Annotated in this window: 17 protein-coding genes and 1 pseudogene; 9 read left to right on the top strand and 9 right to left on the bottom strand. The window is 71.2% G+C overall.

What is annotated here, in order from left to right; genetic code table 11:
* A partial coding sequence (locus AB0E96_RS24235; RefSeq protein WP_359827279.1) for an NAD(P)H-binding protein occupies window positions 1–922 on the bottom strand: 922 nt, incomplete at its 3' end.
* 77 nt (window positions 923–999) lie between these two features.
* On the opposite strand from AB0E96_RS24235, the gene AB0E96_RS24230 reads away from it, so the two are divergent.
* Entirely contained in the window at window positions 1,000–1,413 is a 414-nt protein-coding gene (locus AB0E96_RS24230) for a helix-turn-helix domain-containing protein (RefSeq protein ID WP_359827277.1), read from the top strand.
* A gap of 44 nt (window positions 1,414–1,457) precedes the next feature.
* Here AB0E96_RS24230 and AB0E96_RS24225 read toward each other — a convergent pair whose 3' ends face one another.
* The 4 genes from AB0E96_RS24225 to AB0E96_RS24210 form a co-directional block, all read right to left on the bottom strand.
* Window positions 1,458–2,759, bottom strand: coding sequence for an esterase (locus AB0E96_RS24225; RefSeq protein WP_359827275.1), 1,302 nt, complete (start codon window positions 2,757–2,759; stop codon window positions 1,458–1,460).
* 119 nt (window positions 2,760–2,878) lie between these two features.
* On the bottom strand, window positions 2,879–4,129 hold the full coding sequence (locus AB0E96_RS24220) for an acyl-CoA dehydrogenase family protein (RefSeq protein WP_359827274.1): 1,251 nt from the start codon (window positions 4,127–4,129) through the stop codon (window positions 2,879–2,881).
* 6 nt (window positions 4,130–4,135) lie between these two features.
* Window positions 4,136–5,164 carry a phosphotransferase family protein gene (locus tag AB0E96_RS24215; protein ID WP_359827272.1) on the bottom strand — a complete coding sequence of 343 codons (1,029 nt, stop codon included), beginning with the start codon at window positions 5,162–5,164 and terminating at the stop codon, window positions 4,136–4,138.
* 105 nt (window positions 5,165–5,269) lie between these two features.
* A complete protein-coding gene (locus tag AB0E96_RS24210; RefSeq protein WP_359827271.1) occupies window positions 5,270–6,193 on the bottom strand; it encodes an arylamine N-acetyltransferase in 924 nt (307 codons plus the stop codon).
* A gap of 432 nt (window positions 6,194–6,625) precedes the next feature.
* Between AB0E96_RS24210 and AB0E96_RS24205 the strand changes: the two genes are divergently transcribed.
* Entirely contained in the window at window positions 6,626–8,329 is a 1,704-nt protein-coding gene (locus tag AB0E96_RS24205; RefSeq protein ID WP_359827270.1) for an AMP-binding protein, read from the top strand.
* A gap of 58 nt (window positions 8,330–8,387) precedes the next feature.
* Here AB0E96_RS24205 and AB0E96_RS24200 read toward each other — a convergent pair whose 3' ends face one another.
* A complete protein-coding gene (locus tag AB0E96_RS24200; RefSeq protein ID WP_359827268.1) occupies window positions 8,388–8,696 on the bottom strand; it encodes a hypothetical protein in 309 nt (102 codons plus the stop codon).
* Between the two features lie 421 nt (window positions 8,697–9,117).
* Here AB0E96_RS24200 and AB0E96_RS24195 point away from each other — a divergent pair, with 421 nt between their 5' ends.
* Window positions 9,118–10,380 (top strand): hypothetical protein, encoded by a 1,263-nt coding sequence (locus AB0E96_RS24195; protein WP_359827266.1) that lies wholly within the window; start codon window positions 9,118–9,120, stop codon window positions 10,378–10,380.
* A 450-nt stretch (window positions 10,381–10,830) separates the two neighbouring features.
* On the top strand, window positions 10,831–12,009 hold the full coding sequence (locus AB0E96_RS24190) for a macrolide family glycosyltransferase (RefSeq protein ID WP_359827265.1): 1,179 nt from the start codon (window positions 10,831–10,833) through the stop codon (window positions 12,007–12,009).
* 33 nt (window positions 12,010–12,042) lie between these two features.
* On the opposite strand, the gene AB0E96_RS24185 is transcribed toward AB0E96_RS24190, so the two are convergent.
* A complete protein-coding gene (locus tag AB0E96_RS24185; RefSeq protein ID WP_359827264.1) occupies window positions 12,043–12,462 on the bottom strand; it encodes a DUF5959 family protein in 420 nt (139 codons plus the stop codon).
* A 509-nt stretch (window positions 12,463–12,971) separates the two neighbouring features.
* Here AB0E96_RS24185 and AB0E96_RS24180 point away from each other — a divergent pair.
* A complete protein-coding gene (locus tag AB0E96_RS24180) occupies window positions 12,972–13,601 on the top strand; it encodes a hypothetical protein (protein WP_359827263.1) in 630 nt (209 codons plus the stop codon).
* 578 nt (window positions 13,602–14,179) lie between these two features.
* On the top strand, window positions 14,180–14,794 hold the full coding sequence (locus tag AB0E96_RS24175) for a YdeI/OmpD-associated family protein (protein WP_359827262.1): 615 nt from the start codon (window positions 14,180–14,182) through the stop codon (window positions 14,792–14,794).
* 72 nt (window positions 14,795–14,866) lie between these two features.
* Here the strand turns inward: AB0E96_RS24175 and AB0E96_RS24170 are convergent, their stop codons facing one another.
* Window positions 14,867–15,847, bottom strand: coding sequence for a WYL domain-containing protein (locus AB0E96_RS24170; protein WP_359827260.1), 981 nt, complete (start codon window positions 15,845–15,847; stop codon window positions 14,867–14,869).
* A gap of 116 nt (window positions 15,848–15,963) precedes the next feature.
* Here AB0E96_RS24170 and AB0E96_RS24165 point away from each other — a divergent pair, with 116 nt between their 5' ends.
* Window positions 15,964–16,905: an alpha/beta hydrolase gene (locus AB0E96_RS24165; RefSeq protein ID WP_359827259.1), complete on the top strand. Its 942-nt coding sequence runs from the start codon at window positions 15,964–15,966 to the stop codon at window positions 16,903–16,905.
* 74 nt (window positions 16,906–16,979) lie between these two features.
* Here the strand turns inward: AB0E96_RS24165 and AB0E96_RS24160 are convergent, their stop codons facing one another.
* Window positions 16,980–17,258, bottom strand: a complete 279-nt coding sequence (locus AB0E96_RS24160; RefSeq protein WP_359827258.1) for a hypothetical protein — start codon at window positions 17,256–17,258, stop codon at window positions 16,980–16,982.
* 314 nt (window positions 17,259–17,572) lie between these two features.
* On the opposite strand from AB0E96_RS24160, the pseudogene AB0E96_RS24155 reads away from it, so the two are divergent.
* A pseudogene (locus AB0E96_RS24155) lies at window positions 17,573–17,977 on the top strand (transposase); the annotation flags it as partial.
* Between the two features lie 41 nt (window positions 17,978–18,018).
* Entirely contained in the window at window positions 18,019–18,492 is a 474-nt protein-coding gene (locus AB0E96_RS24150; RefSeq protein WP_359827256.1) for a hypothetical protein, read from the top strand.
* The last annotated feature ends 218 nt before the right edge of the window (window positions 18,493–18,710 follow it).

Below are 18,710 nucleotides of genomic sequence, written 5' to 3'. Positions count from 1 at the left end.
ATAAACCCGCGGACGACGCCATCCGAGTTGATTCGGAGTGTGAGTGGTGTTCTGTCGTGTGCTCTTGCGATCTGGGTGTGCGGCCCTCGGCGATCACCTCCAGGGCAGGGCGGGGCTCGCGGCCGAGCAGCGCCGCGAGGTCGCCCGGCCCGCCCGGCCCGGCCAGGAAGCCGTGGGCGATCGCCGAATAGGTGCCCACCACCATCGGCACCTGGACGTCCAGCGCGTCCGAGGCCGCGGCGGCCGTCCGGGCCTGCCCGAGCCGTCCCGGCCGGTACTCGGCGCCGAGCACCTCGGCCACCTCGGCGCCGCCCACCGCCCGCTCCCCCACCAGCTCGTAGGTCCGGCCCGCGTGCCGGTCGGGCGCCAGGGCGACGTTCACCGCCGCCTCGGCCAGGTCCGCCCGGGCCACCGCCGCGAGCTTCCCGTCCCCGAGCGGCGCGCCGATCACCCCGTCCCGGTCCGGTGCGGCGATCATGCCCAGGAACTCGGCGTACAGGCCGTTGCGCAGCACCGTCCAGCGCAGCGTGGCGGACTCGCGCAGCCGCCGCTCCGTCCAGCGGTGGGCGAGGGCGTACGGCAGGTGGTCGCCGTCGCCGGACAGGCTGGTGTAGACGACGTGCTCGACGCCCGCCCGCTCCGCCGCCTCGATCGCGGCGCCGTGCCGGGCGGTCACCACGTCGTCCTCGGCGGCGCCGGCCGAGATCAGCAGCAGCGTCCGCACGCCGGTGAAGGCCGCGGCCAGGGTCTCCGGCCGGTCGAAGTCCACCAGCCGGGCCGGGATCCCGGCCGGCACCCGCTCCGGTGTGCGGGAGCCGGCGACGACGGGCCCGCGCCCGGCGAGCCCGGCGGCTCCCAGCCCGGCGAGCCGTTCCAGGACGAGCGCGCCCAGGCCTCCGTTGACTCCGGTGACGAGCAGCATGGGTTCCTCCAGGGGTGTTCGGTCGGCTGCACGACCATCCTCGATAGCCTGGAGGTTCGGCGTAAGGAGGCACTTTCATGTCAGCAGGGCACACCGCGGTAACCACCCCCCGCCCGGTGGTCTGGTGCGAGGACGGCGTGGACTGCGGGATCCGCGACCTGCTGGACCGCCTGGGCGACAAGTGGTCCGTCCTCACCGTCGTCGAACTCGCCCAGGGCGTACGGCGGTTCCGCGAGCTGCAGCGTGCCCTGCCGGGGATCTCGCAGCGGATGCTCACCCTCACCGTGCGCCGTCTGGAGCGCGACGGCGTGGTCTCGCGGACCGTCCACCCGACCGTCCCGCCGCAGGTGGAGTACGAGCTGACGCCGCTCGGCCACAGCCTGACCCACCTGGTGCGGGCGATGACGGACTGGTCCTACGACCACCACGCCGCGATCGTCACCTCCCGGCAGCGGTGGGACCGGGCCAACCCCGGCTCCGAGATCCGCTAGGGCGGGCCGCGGTCCGGGCGTCGGACAAGGCCGTCCCGACGCGGCTACCGCTCGTACGCCATCTCCGGGAAGCGCGCCGAGGGCCCGTCCAGCAGGTGGTCGTCCTGGTCGCGCAGCCAGCGGTCGAAGAAGGACGCGACATAGGAACGGGTGGCGAGTTCGGCGCGGCCGGGGCGGATGTCGCCGACGTCCTTGCGCAGCTGTTCGGCGTCGAGCACGCCCTGCCGGGCGAGTTGCGGCAGCAGCGGTTGGGCGTCGGTGTAGGAGCCGTGGCGGGAGCCGGTGAGGGTGACGTCGGCGTGCCAGCCGGTGCTGTGCCGCCACAGGGCGTTCCAGCCGGGCTGGTCGCGGTAGCCGCCGGAGTCGGAGCTCCCGGTGCCCATCAGCAGGAAGGGCCGGTTCAGTCCGTCCTCGGCGACGCTGGGCAGCAGGACGCCGGTGTGGCCGTCGGGGCCGGGGAAGTGCATCTGGCCGTCCATGTTGACGCCGGCGGCGATCCGCGGGTCGTCGTGCATGGCCTGGAGGGCGGTGAAGCCGCCCGCGGACTGGCCGACCATGCCGATCCGGTCGAGGTCGAGGGCCCCGGCCACCCCGGCGGGCAGTCCCGGCCGTCCGGCGAGTCCGGCGAGCCGGTCCAGCACGAAGCGGGTGTCGGCGACCCGGGCGTCGATCGCCTTGCGCAGCACCGCGCCGATGTCCAGGCCGGGCCGCCCGAGCATGCCGGGGAACACCGAGGTGGCCAGGTCGCCGCCGGGGAAGGCGACTTCGGAGGCCTCGTAGGTGTGGTCGACGGTGACCACCACGTAGCCGCGCGAGGCGAGGTCCTCGACCAGCGCCGTCCCCCAGGTGCGCGGGTCCCCGAGGCCGGGCGAGTAGAGCACGACCGGGCGCGGGCCGCCGGACAGCGCCGGGGCGTCCGCGCGGGCGTGGGTGCGGATGGCCGACCAGTCGGTGCGGCCGGGCTCGGTGCCGTAGTTGAGCAGGCCGACGCCGTCCGGGCCGTCGAAGTGCCGCCCGGCGGCGGGTGTCATGTAGGGGGCCCGGTCCTCGCCGGCGGCCGGCTGGGAGGTCGGGTACCAGAGGCTGATCATCAGCTCGCGCCGCTGCCCGGGGTGCCAGGGGTCCTCCCGTCCGGCGTCGGTGAGGTGCAGGGCGGTGGTCCCGATCGGGTACGGCCCGCTGGGCTCCGGCAGCCAGGCCCGCGCCTGCCTCCCGGTGGTGCCGTCGCTCGCGCCGCCGGCGGACGCGGCCGCGTCCGCCGCACCCACCGGGGCCGCGCCCATCGTGCCCATCGCCGTCGCCGCCGCCAGCAGGACCATCGCCACGGCCCGTCCCGGATTGCCCATCTCGTCCTCCGTGTTCCGATCTTTCGAACACGTAGGACAGTACGGTCGGGGACGGGCCGCGGCCGTCATACCTGGGAGCCAACCGGTCCCTGAATACCCGGGTATGACACCCCTACGGGTCAACTCCGGTACTGCCGCAGCTCCCTCCGGGCCAGCGAGCGCTTGTGCACCTCGTCCGGGCCGTCGGCCAGCCGCAGGGTGCGGTTGCCGGCCCAGAGCTGGGCGAGCGGGGTGTCCTGGCTGACGCCGGCCGCGCCGAACGTCTGGACGGCCTTGTCCAGGATCCACTCGACGGTCCGCGGAGTGGCGATCTTGATCGCCTGGATCTCGGTGTGCGCGCCCCGGTTGCCGACGGTGTCCATCAGCCAGGCGGTCTTCAGCACCAGCAGCCGCAACTGCTCGATCCGCACCCGGGACTCGGCGATCCAGTCCTGCACCACGCCCTGCTCGGCGAGCGGCCTGCCGAACGCGACCCGCTCGCCGGCCCGGCGGCACATCAGCTCCAGGGCCCGCTCGGCGATCCCGATGGCGCGCATGCAGTGGTGGATCCGGCCGGGGCCGAGCCGGGCCTGGGCGATGGCGAAGCCCGTACCCTCCTCGCCGATCAGGTTCTCCACCGGGACGCGGACGTCCTCGAACAGCACCTCCGCGTGGCCGCCGTGGTCGGCATCGTCATAGCCGAAGACCGTCATACCGCGCCGGACGGTCACCCCCGGGGTGTCGCGCGGGACGAGCACCATGCTCTGCTGGCGGTGCGGTTCGGCGGCCGGATCGGTCTTGCCCATCACGATGAGGATCCGGCAGTCGGGGTTCATCGCCCCGGTGATGTACCACTTGCGGCCGTTGATCACGTACTCGTCGCCGTCCCGTTCGATCCGGGTGGCGATGTTGGTGGCGTCCGAGGAGGCCACCTCGGGCTCGGTCATCGCGAAGGCGGAGCGGATCTCGCCGTCCAGCAGCGGCCGCAGCCAGCGCTCACGCTGCTCGGCGCTGCCGAACTGGGCGAGCAGCTCCATGTTGCCGGTGTCGGGCGCCGCGCAGTTGAGCGCGGGCGGGGCCAACTGGACGCTGCGGCCGGTGATTTCGGCGAGCGGGGCGTACTGGAGGTTGGTCAGGCCGGCGCCGGGCCCGCCGGGCAGGCCGTGCTTGTCCACGAAGAACAGGTTCCACAGGTTCTGCTTGCGGGCCTCCGCCTGGAGGTCGGCGACGACCGGCGGGATGGCCCACGGGTCACGGTCACGGCCCCGGTCACGGTCACGGTCGGCGAGTTGGGCGGCGAGGACGGGCTCGGCGGGGTACACGTGCTCGTCCATGAAGGCGAGCAGCTGCTCGCGGAGCTCGTTCGTCCGGGCGTCGTAGGCGAAGTCCATCGGGGCTCAGTTCTCCTTGAGGGTGCTCAGGCCGTGCCGGGCGAGGACCGGCGCCATCTCGCCGGCGCGCTCGAAGCCCGCGCCCAGAGTGCGGCCCTGCCGGAAGCGGAAGTGGATGCCCTCGGCGACGGCGGCGAGCTTGAACGAGGCGAAGGCGACGTACCAGTCGAGGTCCTCGGCCCGGCGGCCGGTCGACTCGGCGTACCGGGAGACGATCTCGTCGGCCTTCGGGAAGCCGGGCGCGGTCATGGCGGAGGGGATGATGCCGCCGCCGACGCCCGCGAGTTCGGTGTACATCACCAGGAGGCCGATGTCGGTGAGCGGGTCGCCGAGGGTGGACATCTCCCAGTCCAGGACGGCGGCGATGGTGTCGCCGTCGTCGACGAGCACGTTGTCCAGCCGGTAGTCCCCGTGCACGAGGGCGGGCGCGGGCGAGACGGGCCGCCGCTCGGCGAGCAGGCCGTGCAGCCGGTCCAGGTCCGGCAGGTCCCGGCTGCGGGAGGCGGCGAGCTGCTGCGACCAGCGGCGCAGCTGGCGCTCCAGGTAGCCGTCCGGGTGCCCGAAGTCGGCGAGGCCGACGGCGGCCGGGTCGATCCGGTGCAGGGTGGCGAGGGTCTCGACCAGCCGGCTCCCGAGTGCGTGCACCCGCTGCTCGCCGAGAGCGGCCAGCGGGGCGGCGTCCCGGTGAGCCGTCCCGGGGACGTACTCCATGAGGTACCAGGGGGCGCCGAGGGTGTCGGTGCCGGGGTCGAGCAGCAGGGTGCCGGGCACGGGGACGCCGGTGTCGCGCAGCGCGGTCATCACCCGGTACTCGCGGCCCATGTCGTGCGCGGTGGCCAGGACGTGCCCGAGCGGCGGGCGCCGGAGCACCCACCGGGAGGCGCCGTCGCTCAGGACGTACGTGAGGTTCGAGCGCCCCCCTTCGACGAGGTCGGCCCGCAGCGGCCCCTGGAGGAGGCCGGGCAGTTCGCGCTCCAGGTGGGCCCGGAGACGGGCCAGGTCCAGGCCGGGCGGGTCGGCGGGGGTCTCGGCCATCGGGCGGCTCCTCTGCGTGGGACCTCATTGACTAAGCGCTTGCTTAGCATTCAGCCGCGGGTGTCCCCCTGTCAATGCCACCCGCCGAAACGATCAGGCCCCGGATCAGGGCTCCGCCCGCACCAGGCCCTCCGGATCAGGACCCTCCGGCCGTCCTCGACCGCCGCTCCTCCACGACCGCTCCTCGTGGCGCGCGACGAGCACGGCGAGGTCCTCCTCGGACGGCACCACCCCGAACGTCCCCGTCAGCAGTCCGGGCAGATCCCGCGCCTCCACCCGGCGCCGCTCCTGCGTGCCGTCCGGCAACAGCCTGACCAGCTCCGCGTCGTGCAGGACCAGCCGCTCGTCGGCCGCCGGCCGCTGCACCAGCAGCCTGTCGTGGAACGGCGAGAGGGGGTGCGTGGAGGTGTAGTGGCTGGTCACGGTGAAGTCGACCGGGAAGCGCGGCTCCGAACCGATCGCGTACAGGTCGAACCAGCCGTCCCGCCGCCACCGCCGGAGCACCAGCGGACCGGCCGCACCCGGGGTCGGGCCCTCCTCCCGGACCAGCCCGTACGTCCACCCGGACTGCCGCGCCACCTCACCGTCCCGTAGCCGGATCGGCTCCAGCAGCCCCTCCCCGCCGAAACCGACGTCGGTGAACCACTCCTCGCCGTCGAGCTCCACCCGCAGCGAGTAGTGGGTGGCCGGGCGGATCCGCCGCTCGCCCAGGCGCACCCGGGACGCCGTCGCGGTGAAGGTGAACCCGATCGCGTCCAGCGCCGCGGCGTAGAGGAGCGTCTGCTCGCAGCAGGTGCCCCCGCGCCGCCGCCGGACCATCTTCGCCTGCACGGACTCCAGGTCCAGCCGGACGGGACGGCCCAGGACGACCTCCAGGTTCTCGAAGGCGAGCGCGTCGATGTGGGCGGCGTGCAGCGCGCGCAGCACCTCCAGCGTCGGCTCGCGCAGCCCCCGGTACCCGATCCGGGCCAGATAGGCGTCGAGGCCGAAGCGGTCGCCGCCCCAGACGGAACCGATCGACCTGTCCATGCGCTCTCCTCTCCGCCTTCCCCCTCCCCGGACGAGCCGTGCCGCGCCGGGTGCCGCCGGGCGCCGCCGCTTCCGGTCGCCGCCGCTTCCGATCGCCGCCGCCTCCGGGCGCGAAGCCCGGGTCCGGCGTGCCGGGCCCCGCACCTCCGACCCCGTGCGACGGGCCCCGCACCCCGGCGGCTGCCCGAGGAAACCACGTCCGACACCAACCGCACCGGCCGTACCTCCGCAATCACCCGTTCGGGTAAGCCGCGGCTCCGCGGGGGCGCCGGCCGCCCCCGTGTGCCACAGTGCAGGCATGGTCCGGCGGGCCCGTGCGGCCGGGAGGTCGGGTGCCCGTGCGCCGAGCAGTGCGCGGGTGTCCCCGTCGCGCTGTCGCCGCACCGCCGACCCCACCCCGCCGACCTCGCCTCACCGAGGGAGCAGGAACCCATGCCGGAGCTGTTCGACGCCCTGCGGCCCCTGCCCGCCACCGCCGCCCGCTACCGCGAGCAGGGCTGGTGGCGCGACGGGACCTTCCTGGACGATCTGCGCGACGCCGCCGAGCGGGCGCCCGGCCGGCCCGTCATCATCAGCTGGCGCGCGGCGGAAGGCCGGGCCGTCACCCTGACCTTCGCCGAGCTGGCCGACCGGGTGGAGCGGTACGCCGCCGCGCTGCACCGGCTGGGCGTCCGGCGTGGCGAGGCGGTGGCCTTCCAACTCCCCGACCGGTGGGAGACGGCCGTGCTCACCCTGGCGTGCTGGCGCGTCGGCGCGGTGACCGTACCGCTCTCCCTGCGGTTCGGCCGCCGGGAGGTGGGCCGGATGCTGGCCTCGACCGGCGCCGTCCTGCTGGTCACCACCGACCGCGACCCCGGCCCGGAGCACATCGCGGCCCTCGCCCGGCTCGCCGACGACCTGCCGGACCTGCGCCACCACGCGGTCCTCGGCGACACCGCCGACACCGCCGCCACCGGGGCCCTCGACTTCGACGCCCTCCCGCGCACCGCCCACGCCCCGAACGCGCCGCAGGGCCCCGGCCTCGGGCCCGACGAGGCCGCGGCCGTGCTGTTCACCTCCGGCACCACCGGCAGCGCCACCGCCGTCGTGCACAGCCTGAACACCCTGTACGCCGGGGTCCGCCGGGCGCTGCCGATCCCGCCCCTGCGGCCCGGGCAGCCGTTCCCGGTGCTCACCCCGCTCAGCCACGGCGCCGGGCTGCGCAACGGCGTGCTGCGGCCGCTCGTCCACCGCACCAGTGCCCTGTACTGCGACGAGTGGGACGCCGGCCGCTGGCTCGACCTGCTCGGCACCTACCGCGCCGGCGCCCTGATCGCCCCGCCCGCGATGCTGGAATCCCTCGCCGCCGAACAGAGCCGCCGACCACGGGACCTGCCCGCGTGGGAGGCGGTGGCCGCGATGGCCGCGAGCCCCTCGCGCGAGCTGGTCGACCTCCTGCGCCGCACCCTGAGCGGCCACGTCGTCAACGCCCTCGGCTCGACGGAGACCGGCGGCATCCTCGCCACCGGCCTCACCGACCCGCCCGAGCGGGCCGCCCGCAGCGTCGGCCGCCCGATGCCCGGCATCGAACTGCGGATGGCGACGGACGACTCCCGGCCGGACCAGGCCTCGCAGGTCGACGTGCGCAGCCCGTCCACCTGCCTCGGCACCTTCGACCGCGACACCGGCCGACTCCGCTGGCGCGCCGCCGACACCGACGGCTGGTACGCCACCGGCGACCTGATGCTCCCGGACGGCGAAGGCGGCCTGCGCTACGCGGGCCGGGCCTCCGACCGGATCTCGGGCACCACCCAGCTGATGATCCCCGTCCTGGACGTCGAGACGGAGCTCCGCGAACACCCGGCGATAGCCGACGTCGCCCTGGTCGGCTACCCCGCCGAACACGGCGACCTGCCGTGCGCCGTCGTCGTGCCGGCCGACGGCCGTTCCGCCCCGGAGCCGGCGGAACTGCGGGCCTGGCTGGCCGGGCGCGGGATGACGGACTGGTACTGGCCCACCCGCGTCGAGGCCGTGCCGCGCTTCCCGCGCAACGAACTCGGCAAGGTCCGCAAGAACGTCCTCCGGGCCTGGCTCACCGGCGACGGGCCGCTGCCCGAGGCGGACGGCGGGGCGGGAGCGGGGGCGGAGGCGGGGTGAGCGCCGGGCGGCGGCTCGGGTGAACCGCCGCCCGGACGTTCGGAGTTCCGCCGCCCGCCTACCGCAGCGCGACCGGCTGGGTGGCGGCAGGGGCGGGCTGGGTGGCCGCCGGGGCCGGCTGCGTGGCTGCGGCCACGCCGACCTGGGTGGCCGCCGGAGCGGGCTGGGCGGCATCGGCCACGCGGTAGATGGTGATGGCGGGCGCGGGGACCGAGCCGGGAGCGGCGGTCGCGGCACCGGCGGCGCCGACCGCGATGCCGGTGAGGACGAACGCGGCCACCGCGGCGCCCCCTGCCAGGGAGGCGAGCCGGCTCCGGGTGGTCGTGGTCGACGGACGGTTCAGCGGGCGGTGGTACGTCCTGTTCATGGCACACCGGTCCAATCGGGCAGGTCCACGGAGCGCCGCACGAGGGCCGTGGGGCGCCGGAGGTTCGTAGGGCTGAAGCGACCCTAGCTCCGGACGGAACGGTTGGGCACGGAGTGTCGAGGCCCCGCCACGAACTTGGCCGGAAACCTGAGTGATACCGGTCGGGCCGGAGGCGACGTCCGGGGCGGACGTCCCCGAGCGCATCGGCCGCTTCTGCACCCTCGCGGCCGCCGAGGCCTTCCAGCGGATCCTGCGTTCCGCGCCATCCACTGTGTGACGCAAGGGAGTTGGCTTCCAACCTCCCCCATCGAAGCCGCACCGGACCCGCCTCGACAGAGGTCGATCAAAAGTGTTCTGATGATCACATCCATCGATCATCTTCCAAACATCGTCTGATCAGACATCAGAGAAATGAGGTCCGGTGCGGACTGCTCGCGGCTCGGCCATCCTGCTGACGATGGGGGTCCTCGGGGCCTCCGCCCTGGCGACAGGATGCTCCGGCACATCGAGCAGACCCACAGCCGCCGCCACCGAAACGACCCCGGCTGGCCCCGCCCCCAGCGCCTCCACCGAGGCCCCCGCCCCGCCACCGCCCACGCCCACCCCCACCTGGGACGGCCAGGTCAAGGTGCTCGGCGACGGATCGACCTCCGACACCGGGCCGCAGCCCAAGCAGCCCGCGGCGGAGAAACTCAAACCCGGCGAGACCCCGCCCCAGTTCGTCGTCTTCTCCTGGGACGGCGCGCTGGAGGGCGACGACCGCCTGTTCTCCCGCTTCCGCAAGCTCGGCGCGGAGAACAAGGCCCAGATGACCTTCTTCCTCTCCGGGCTCTACACCCTCCCCAAGTCCAAGAGCACGACCTACAAACCGCCGCAGCACAAGCCCGGCGACGCCTCCATCGACTACGCCACCGACCCCCACATCAAGGACACCCTCGAACAGCTGCGCCTCGCCTGGCTGGACGGCAACGAGATCGGCACCCACTTCAACGGCCACTTCTGCGGCCCCAAGGGCGGCGGCGACTGGAGCACCGAGGAGTGGAAGAGCGAACTCGACCAGGCCATCTCCTTCGTCACCAACTGGAAGACCAACACCGGCTTCAAGGACCTCCCGCCACTCCCCTTCGACTACACCAAGGAGGTCGTCGGCGGCCGCGCCCCCTGCCTGGAAGGCCAGAAGAACCTGCTGGCGGCGGAGAAAGCGACCGGCTTCCGCTACGACGCCAGCTCCCCGGGCGAGTTCCAGGTCTGGCCCGTCAAGAAGGACGGCATCTGGAACTTCCCGCTGCAGATGCTCCCCTACGCCGGCAAGTCGACCCAGAGCCTCTCGATGGACTTCAACTTCCTGGCCAACCAGTCCGGCGACACCACCAAGGGCGACCCCAAGAAGTACGACACCTGGGAGAAGGAGACCCGCGACAGCTACCTCGCCGGCTTCGAACGCGTCTACAACGGCAGCCGCGCCCCGCTCTTCATCGGCAACCACTTCGAGGACTGGAACGGCGGCATCTACATGCAGGCCATCGAGGACGTGATGAAGAACGTCTGCCGGCGCGACGGCGTCCGCTGCGTCTCCTTCCGCCAAGTCGCCGACTGGCTCGACGCCCAGGACCCCAAGGTCCTCGACAAACTCCGCCAGCTCGACCCCGCCCAACCCGCCGACTGGTCCCGCCTGACCAAGTAGCCCCAGGGGCGGAGGGTCGCCGCCCCGCCCGGGGCACCGACCCTCCGCCCAGGCGGCCCACGTAGGATGCGCCGCAGGCCCTCTGACACCTCAACAACCCCCGGCGCAATTCGCGAAAAACCAGCAAAACCGCCACATCCCCGCAGCTCACAAAGGGCCCTCCCCGCACCCGCGGGGGTCAGCCGCTGGAAGGGCGACCAGCACGTCCCCGGCCTGTGCCCTCCCCGCACCCGCGGGGGTCAGCCGTACATCGGCCAGCAGACCAGCTGCAAGTCCCGGCACTCGCAGAGGCCACCGCCACCAGCGTGACGGACACGGGCAAGCCTCTCCTTCGGTTCGCGCCGGGCGCGATACACCGCGCGCGCCGATCCGGCGCGGCCCGAAGGAGAGGCCCTGGGCCCCAGCGCAAACCGCTGGCGCAGCGCGGCCGCTCCTGGCAACCTCTCCACCGTGCTCAGGAAGAACCTGCTCTTCATGACCCTGACCGGCCACGGGCACGTCAACCCGACGCTGCCGCCGGTCGAGGAACTCGTCCGGCGCGGGCACCGGGTGGTGTACGCCACCGAGTCCGGCCATGCCGCCGCCGTGTCCGGTGCCGGGGCGCGCTGGCTGGAGTTGCCGGCCCCGGCGCCTTTCACTCCGCCGCCGACGATCGGTCCGGCGGCCGTGGCCGGCTGGCTGCGCCACTACTTCGCGGCGCTGAGCGCGACGTGGCCGGTGCTGCGGAGGCACTGCGCGTCGGAGCCGGTGGACGCGATCTGCTACGACACGACGAACTGGCCGGGCCGGATCGCCGCCCGGAGCCTGGGCGTCCCGGGTGTGCAGTGCGTCCCACACTTCACCTCGAACGAATCGTATTCGCTGGACCGACAGTTGACCGCGGGGATCGGCGCCGACGGCCCGGCGACTGCGGCGTTCGCCGCCGCCTGCGCGGCTTTCTCCGCCGAACACGGCGTCCCGCTCGATGTCGCCGACACCATGACGGTGGCGGACGGGCTCAACCTGGTGTTCGTCCCGCGGGAGTTCCAGCCCGCCGCGGAGGGCTTCGACGGACGGTTCCACTTCGTCGGCCCGTCGCTGGGCCGACGGGAGCAGGCCGAGACCCGGTCTCCACCCGGTCCGGACGCACCTCTGCTGTACGTCTCGCTGGGCACCGTGCTCGACGGCGACCCGGACTTCTACCGCACCTGCCTGGCCGCCGTCGCCGACGGCCCCTGGCAGGTGGCGATGCGCGTGGACGGCGCGGCAGCCGCCGAACTGAGGCCCATCCCGGACCGGGTGGACCTACGACCGCAGTTCCCTCAGCTCGCGGTGCTCCGCCGGGCCACCGCCTTCGTCTCGCACTCCGGGATGAACTCCGTCCTGGAGGCCCTGCACTACGGCGTCGGCATCGTCGCCGTCCCCCGAACACCCGAGCAGGAGGCCAACGCCGCCCGCCTGGTCGAACTCGGCCTGGGGGTACGGCTGGACGCCACCGACGCGGCACACCCTGAGGCCCTGCGGTCGGCCATCGACACGGTGGCCTCCGACCAGGTGGTCCGCACCGCCCTCGCGGAGATGCGCCTCGCCGTCCGGCGCAGCGGCGGAGCGGCCCGAGCCGCCGACCTGGTCGAGCACCACCTCGGCTAAGCAGTGTCATTGCCCCGGCGATCAGTTGCCCGGTCAGCCCACGAACACCCGCCGCACACGGTCGAGTCGCGCACGCTGCTCCTCGATCCAGCCGGCCGACGGCGAGAGCGGCAGGCTGACCGTCACCTGCGAGGACGGAGCGTCCTGAAGTGACACTCCGATCGCTCCGGAGGCCAACGGCTTGATCCCGAGCTGGACCGTCCGACCGGAGGTCAGCCACGAGACGAACCGATTGCCGGCCAGCTCGTCCAGGGCTTCTTCCCACTGCTCCAGGTCATCGGACGTGATGCCGACGGGAAAGCTTCCGTTGATGGTCCCGGTCGACACGACGAACTCGCAGTCGAGGAACTCACTGCCCGGGGCCGGCCGCTCCAGCACGCGGAGAGACACGGCGTGACCGCTCGTTCCCGGCGGATCGGCCAGGTGGATCAGATCGCCCAGCTCGTCTTCCATGACAGCCCCTCTCCTTCGACCTCGAACAGGGGCATCATTCCGGAGACCACCGACACGCACGGACACCCCGTCGGCGATCCACGCCTACTCGGACCGCCTTGCCGCCGTCCATCGGATACCTCGGGATTCTCCGCGGAACATCATGTCCGCCTGCCAGGAGCCGCCCGGCGGGAGGATCCGTTCGGTGCAGCTCGAACTGTCGTTATCGCGTGCCCCTGTCGCCAGCTGCCGGTGCCTGCGGAGAACCCGCGCTCGGGTCGCCGATCGCCACCCAGCCAGGGCACTCGGCGGACGTGTACTCGTCCGCGATGACGAACACGCCGGCACAAGGCGGGCATTCGGCACGGCCGAAGAGGTACCTGATCCCAGCAGCGCGTACCTGCTGTCCGTCCCTGACGGCAGTGTCGTGCATCCAGCGACCGGTCCCCGATAGCTCCTCACTGGCAGTGCGCCGCTGTGAGATCACCTGAAGAGCTGCGCACGACGGCCCGCCAGATGCTCGGCTGACAGTGACGATGTTCGCGGCGGCGCTGCTGGTGTGGCTCTATCCACGAGTTATGGTTCTGGCTCAACTCGCCGAAGGCGCCACTGCCGGAGCTCCGCAAGCGGTCCAGGTCGCGGACCGGTGGCACCTTTGGCACAACCTCACCGAAGCCGCTGAGCGAAGCGTTGCCCAACACCGCCGCTGCCTTCGGGCCTTGCTCCCTGGAACGCCTGAGCCTGAGGATGTTTCCGCCGCGGTCCAGGAGACTACCGGCTCACCGTGGCCGACTGGCCACCGCTTCGCCGACCGCATCCGGACCCGGCACGCCACCGTTCACGCGCTCCTGGAGGCCGGCCACAGCAGACGCTCGATCCAACGCCAGCTGGGCATGACCTACGGGACGGTCAAACGCCTTGCCGACGCCACATGCCCGGAAGAACTCTTCACCGGGCAGTGGCAGAACCGGCCCTCCAAGCTCGACGAGTACAAGCCGTACCTGGACGACCGCTGGAACGACAGCATTACCAACGCCTGGAAGCTGTGGGAAGAGATCGTGCCGCTCGGCTACCAGGGCAGCTACCAGACGGTCCGCGCCTACCTGTACCAGAAACGCATGTCACCACGGCCCGTCACCGCACGGCCTCCCTCACCCTGATGAGGATCTCGGAAAACGGCCAGGGCTACTCACGATTCCTCACTCAGTTGAAGGCTGGACTGAGTGGGGAGTTTCAGCGAGCATCACGACGGTTGTGGGCCGGGGCCGCCCGCTCGTGGATTGTGCGGGCCGTGCCGGCCGGTCAAGGCCCTGTTCTCGTATAGCTACGGCGAACGGACATGTAGCGCTGCGTTGCTCGGGGCAGGTTTTGCCGTGGTACTGGTAGGACCGCCTATTCAACTGTCGCCGGTTCCGCCTGGGGCCCAGCCTGCTGGTGACCGTACGTGGTCGTCGGCGTAGCGACTCCAGTCTTCTCCGACCTCGGATGCGAGGCGGGTCGCGATGACGTCGTGGTAGCCGAGGGCGGCGACGACGGGGCGGGCATCTCCAGGACCCACTGTGGCGGATAGCTCCGGTCCGGGCGGCGGCTGTGGGGACGCCGGGGTCGTCGAGCTGACCGGAGAGGGCAGCCGTTCTTCACGGTGGCGTCGGCGAGGGCGAGCCGGCCGACATCGCCGCCGCGGGCTCAACGAGTCACCCCGACAGGTCGTGACACCTTGTTGCGGCACTAACCTGCGGTGGTGACCGGAACCGAGCTGGATGAGTTGATCGTTGCCGACGGCGCGGCGCTGCGCGCGTGGCTGCTGGACAACCACACCGCCTCTCCTGGCGTGTGGCTCGCCCTGACCAGGAAGGGCGGCACCGTTACCACGCTGACCTGGCAGCAGGCAGTCGACGAGGCACTGTGCTTCGGCTGGATCGACGGGCAGGCCCGCAAGCGCGACGAGGAGAGCTCCTGGCGGCGGTTCACCCCGCGCCGGCCCCGCAGCGTCTGGTCCCAGCGCAACGTCGCCAACGTGGCCCGGTTGGAGGCGGCCGGCCTGATGCAGCCCGCCGGCCGCGCCGCGGTCGACGCCGCGAAGGCCGACGGGCGGTGGACGGCCGCCTATGCGCCGTCATCGGAAGCGGAGGTGCCGGCCGACCTGCGCGTCGCGATCGCCGCCGACCCAGCGGCGCAGGCGATGTTCGAGGTACTCACCAAGACCAACCGCTTCGCCCTCATCAGCCGGGTCAATGCCGTCAAGCGGGCCGAGACGCGAACCCGGAAGATCGCCGAGTGCGTGGCGATGCTGGCCCGGCACGAGACGATCCACCCGCAGAGAGCCAGGCCGGCGGACCCGCCGGTGTCGTGACCGGGCTCCTGCCGGAACGGACAAACCCAGCCCATTGAGCGGAACTGTTCTCGAAGCCCTGCCTCGTCCGCTTCAAGACGGGTGAAGGTCTCCGCCGGTGCGCGGCCGGCCGTATCGTTCGACGAGGGCGTTGCCGATCGAGGCCAGGCGGTCTCGGACCCCCGGAGGGCCGGTCACCTCGACCCATTCGACCAGCCCGGAGAGCTCGCCGGCGAGGATGTACTCATTGGGGCCGCGGATCACGACCTCGATGCGGCCATCGGTCGTGGAACCTCCCACGTCGAGCCGGTCGCCGAGCGCCATCCGGAGTATGCCTATCCCGTCGGGTGTGCATACCGCCTGGACCTCCAGCGGCGTTCGTTTGCGATCGACCTCTTCGGCGATCTCATTCCAGCTCTCGGCAAGGTCGAAGTCCCCGGGTCGGTGCACGGGGTCGCCGGTCGGGTCGGCGGACGACACGCGGTCGATCCGGAAGACCCGTCGGCCGGTCTCGGTGTGGGTGACGAGGTACCACACAGGACCTTTGGCGACGATGCCCAGCGGGTGGACGGTTCTCCGGGTTTCGACGCCTTTGCTGTCGACGTAGCCGAGCGACACCTGGACGCCACGGATCACCGCGTCCTGGAGTTCGTCGAGGAAGCGAGGCGGCCGGTGCTCGATCCGGCTCGCCCCCCATCGCTGCGGGTCTACGACCAGCGACGACGCCGCTGCCTCGGCCTGCGCCTGGAAGGGTTTCGGTAGAGCATGGACGAGCTTGCGCAGAGCTGCTTTCATCGCCGGCGTCGCATCCGAGGCCGGACCGACAGCCAGGAACAGGGCGCGTGCCTCACTGGCGGTCAACCCGGACAGGTCGGTACGAGCGCCGCCCACCAGGCGCCAGCCGCCGCCTCGGCCCTGCATGGAGTACACGGGCACCCCGGCCATGGCCAGGGCGTCGAGGTCACGGCGGGCGGTGCGCTCGGAGACGTCCAGCTCTCGGGAGACCTCTACGGCTGTCACCTGCTCGCGCCGTTGGAGCAAGAGGAGTATGGCCACCAGCCGATCGGATCGCATGCTGACAAAACTCTCATAAAAACCGGTCATGGGGTGACCGGTTTGGGGAGCAAGCTGGCGACATGACCTCATCGAGGAGGTCGACCGCCAGCGAACGCCCCCAGAGAGGAAATGCAGTGTTCAATCCAGCAGAATTTTCCGAGCCCACCCTGATCCAGGTCAACGGTGTGGAGCTCGAAGTCTTCGAGGCAGGCCGGGAGAACAAGGGAAAGCCCATCGTGCTCTGCCACGGCTGGCCGGAGCACGCCTTCTCCTGGCGTCACCTGATGCCCGTCCTCGCAGCGGCCGGCTACCACGTCATCGCACCGAACCAGCGGGGTTATGGCAACTCATCCCGCCCGACCGAGGTGACGGACTACGACATCGAGCACCTGACGGGTGACCTCGTCGCGCTCCTGGACCATTATGGCTACGAGGACGCCACCTTCGTCGGCCATGACTGGGGTGCGTTCGTCGTCTGGGGACTGACCCTGTTGCACCCCGACCGGGTGAACAAGCTGATCAACCTGAGCCTGCCTTACCAGGAGCGCGGAGAAACGCCGTGGATCGAGGTCATGGAAACCTTCCTCGGCGGCGACTTCTACTTCGTCCACTTCAACCGGCAGCCGGGCGTCGCGGACGCCGCATTCGATGCCAACACCTCCCAGTTCCTCCGCAACCTCTACCGGAAGAACGTGCCCCCCGCACCCCCTGAGCCGGGCATGGCATTCATCAACCTCGCCAAGGCGGAAACACCACTCGGTGAGTCCATCATGAGCGACAGCGACCTGGCCGTCTACGTCTCCGCGTTCGAGACGTCGGGATTCACGGGCGGCATCAACTGGTACAGGAACCTCGACCGCAACTGGCACCAGCTGGCGGACGCGGACCCGATCATCAAGCAGCCCGCCCTCATGATCTACGGCGACCAGGACTTCGCGATCCCGAGGTTCGAAAGACTGGCGGAGTTCGTGCCCAACGTGGAAGTGGTCGGCCTGGACTGCGGTCACTGGATCCAGGAGGAAATGCCAGAAGAAACCAACCAGGTGATTTCGGAATGGCTGGAGCGGCAGGGCTAGTGTCCTGTGATCCGGTTCGTATCACCTGAAGGCCGAGTTCTCGCATCACATCGATGTCAAATGGGCTCGCGAAATCAACTCTCGCCGGTTGTTTCGGGTGCCCAGCCGACCGGTGACCTCCCGTGGTCTCCGGCGGCGCATCGGCTCCATGTCCCGCCGGTCTCGTTGCGGAGGCGACTGGTGGTCTTGTCGTGGTAGCCGAGAGCGTCCGCGACGACGGGGGCGGGCAGTTCGAGGAGTTGCTGCCGGATGGCGGCGCCGCGGGCGGCGGCGATGTTCCGCATCCGCTTCATGTCGTCTTCGAGCAGCGTCCAGACCTTGATCAGGTCCTCCGGCTCCCAGTCCTGCCGCACCCGTGCTCCTCCGCCCCGCCCGAGATCACTCGCTCAGCTCAACGAGGCGCCCGACGAGGGGAAACGACGACCCTCACGGTCACGCAGCGCTACGTGTCCGTTCGCCGTAGCTATACGAGAACAGGGCCGTCAAGGACGCCTTCGGCGGCGCCTTGCGCTGGCCTTCGGCCACCCTGGACAGTCCGTCCCGCCCCTGGACCTGGCTGGCTATCGGGCGGCCCCTCCCGAGCGGTGTCCGTCCGCAGGTCAGCGTGCCGCAGGGTGGGGAATCGCGTGAGCAGGTCTGAGGAGCATCCGAGCGCAGGGTGGGGAAATCCAGAGATCCTCATCAACCCCGAACGGTGGCAGGCTGGATCCTCCGTCGACCCGAGAGTTTGCCCGAGCATGAGCAACTCCAGCTCAAGCACGTCCTGGCCAACTGCCCCGAACTGGACGCGCTTACCCGGCATGTCCGCTCCTTCGGAGCCATGCTCACCGAACGCCGGGGCGAGCGCCTGCCGGAGTGGCTCGAAGCCGTCCGGCAGGACGACCTGCCCAGCCTCCACACCCTCGCCGCCGGCATCGATCGCGACCGTGACGCCGGCATCGCTGGCCTCTCCCTGCCCTGGAACTCCGGCGTTGTCGAAGGGCACGTCAACCGGATCAAGATGCTCAAACGCCAGATGTTCGGTCGCGCGGGCTTCCAGCTCCTCCGCAAGCGAGTCCTGTTGGCTTCCTGAGCACTTCCCCGAGCTTGCCTCCTCCAGCGATCATGGTCGACATGAACAACCGGATTGGCCAGGACAGTAGCCCGGACAGCAATGTTTCCCAGCCGAAGTGGACCGAAGAGGTAGGTCTTCAGACCGTCGACGCAGATGGCCTCTTTCGATCTGTCACGGTCTATATCGGCCAGCCCTCCACAGCACTCCTCGCGCTCCTTGACGGCGGCTCACTCACCGAGATCAGCGGGAGCGACTATCTCGACTGCCTTATCCAGGCTCGACGGCAGCTGGAACGCGACGGCCGTCTGCTCTGCTGCCGGGGAGCCCGCCCCGACGTTCACCCATCCGGACAGTTGCGCCAATTCACCAACGGACGGCAGGCGTACGCCCACTTCCTGGACGCTCGGGGCGAGGCCCCCGAGACTGTCGACGTCTTCGGCCCGGCATCGCCCGAAGACGTCGTAAGTCTCGACGACCAGCGAACGGCCATCATCCGTGCCTGGAATACACGGCACCCGGGCAATCAGATCTAACCCCTCAACCAGTCACGCATCGTGAAGGCCCACAAAAGTTGAGCCAGAACCCGAGTTATGACGTCAGTTGTTCACGAGTTCGGGAGGCACCCCGAACCACGGGCGGGTGATGTTCACGAGTTCTGACGTCAGTGAGGTACTCGTCAGGGCAGCATCGAGGTACTCCTGGCGAAATCCCTGCTCTGCTGACTGACCGTCACCGCGGACGAGGTCGCCCC

This window comes from Kitasatospora sp. NPDC036755, from assembly GCF_040636595.1.
In the GTDB taxonomy this organism is placed as follows: Bacteria; Actinomycetota; Actinomycetes; order Streptomycetales; family Streptomycetaceae; genus Kitasatospora.
Note: the sequence above shows the minus strand (reverse complement) of the source record. Positions and strands in the feature narration are given on the sequence as shown.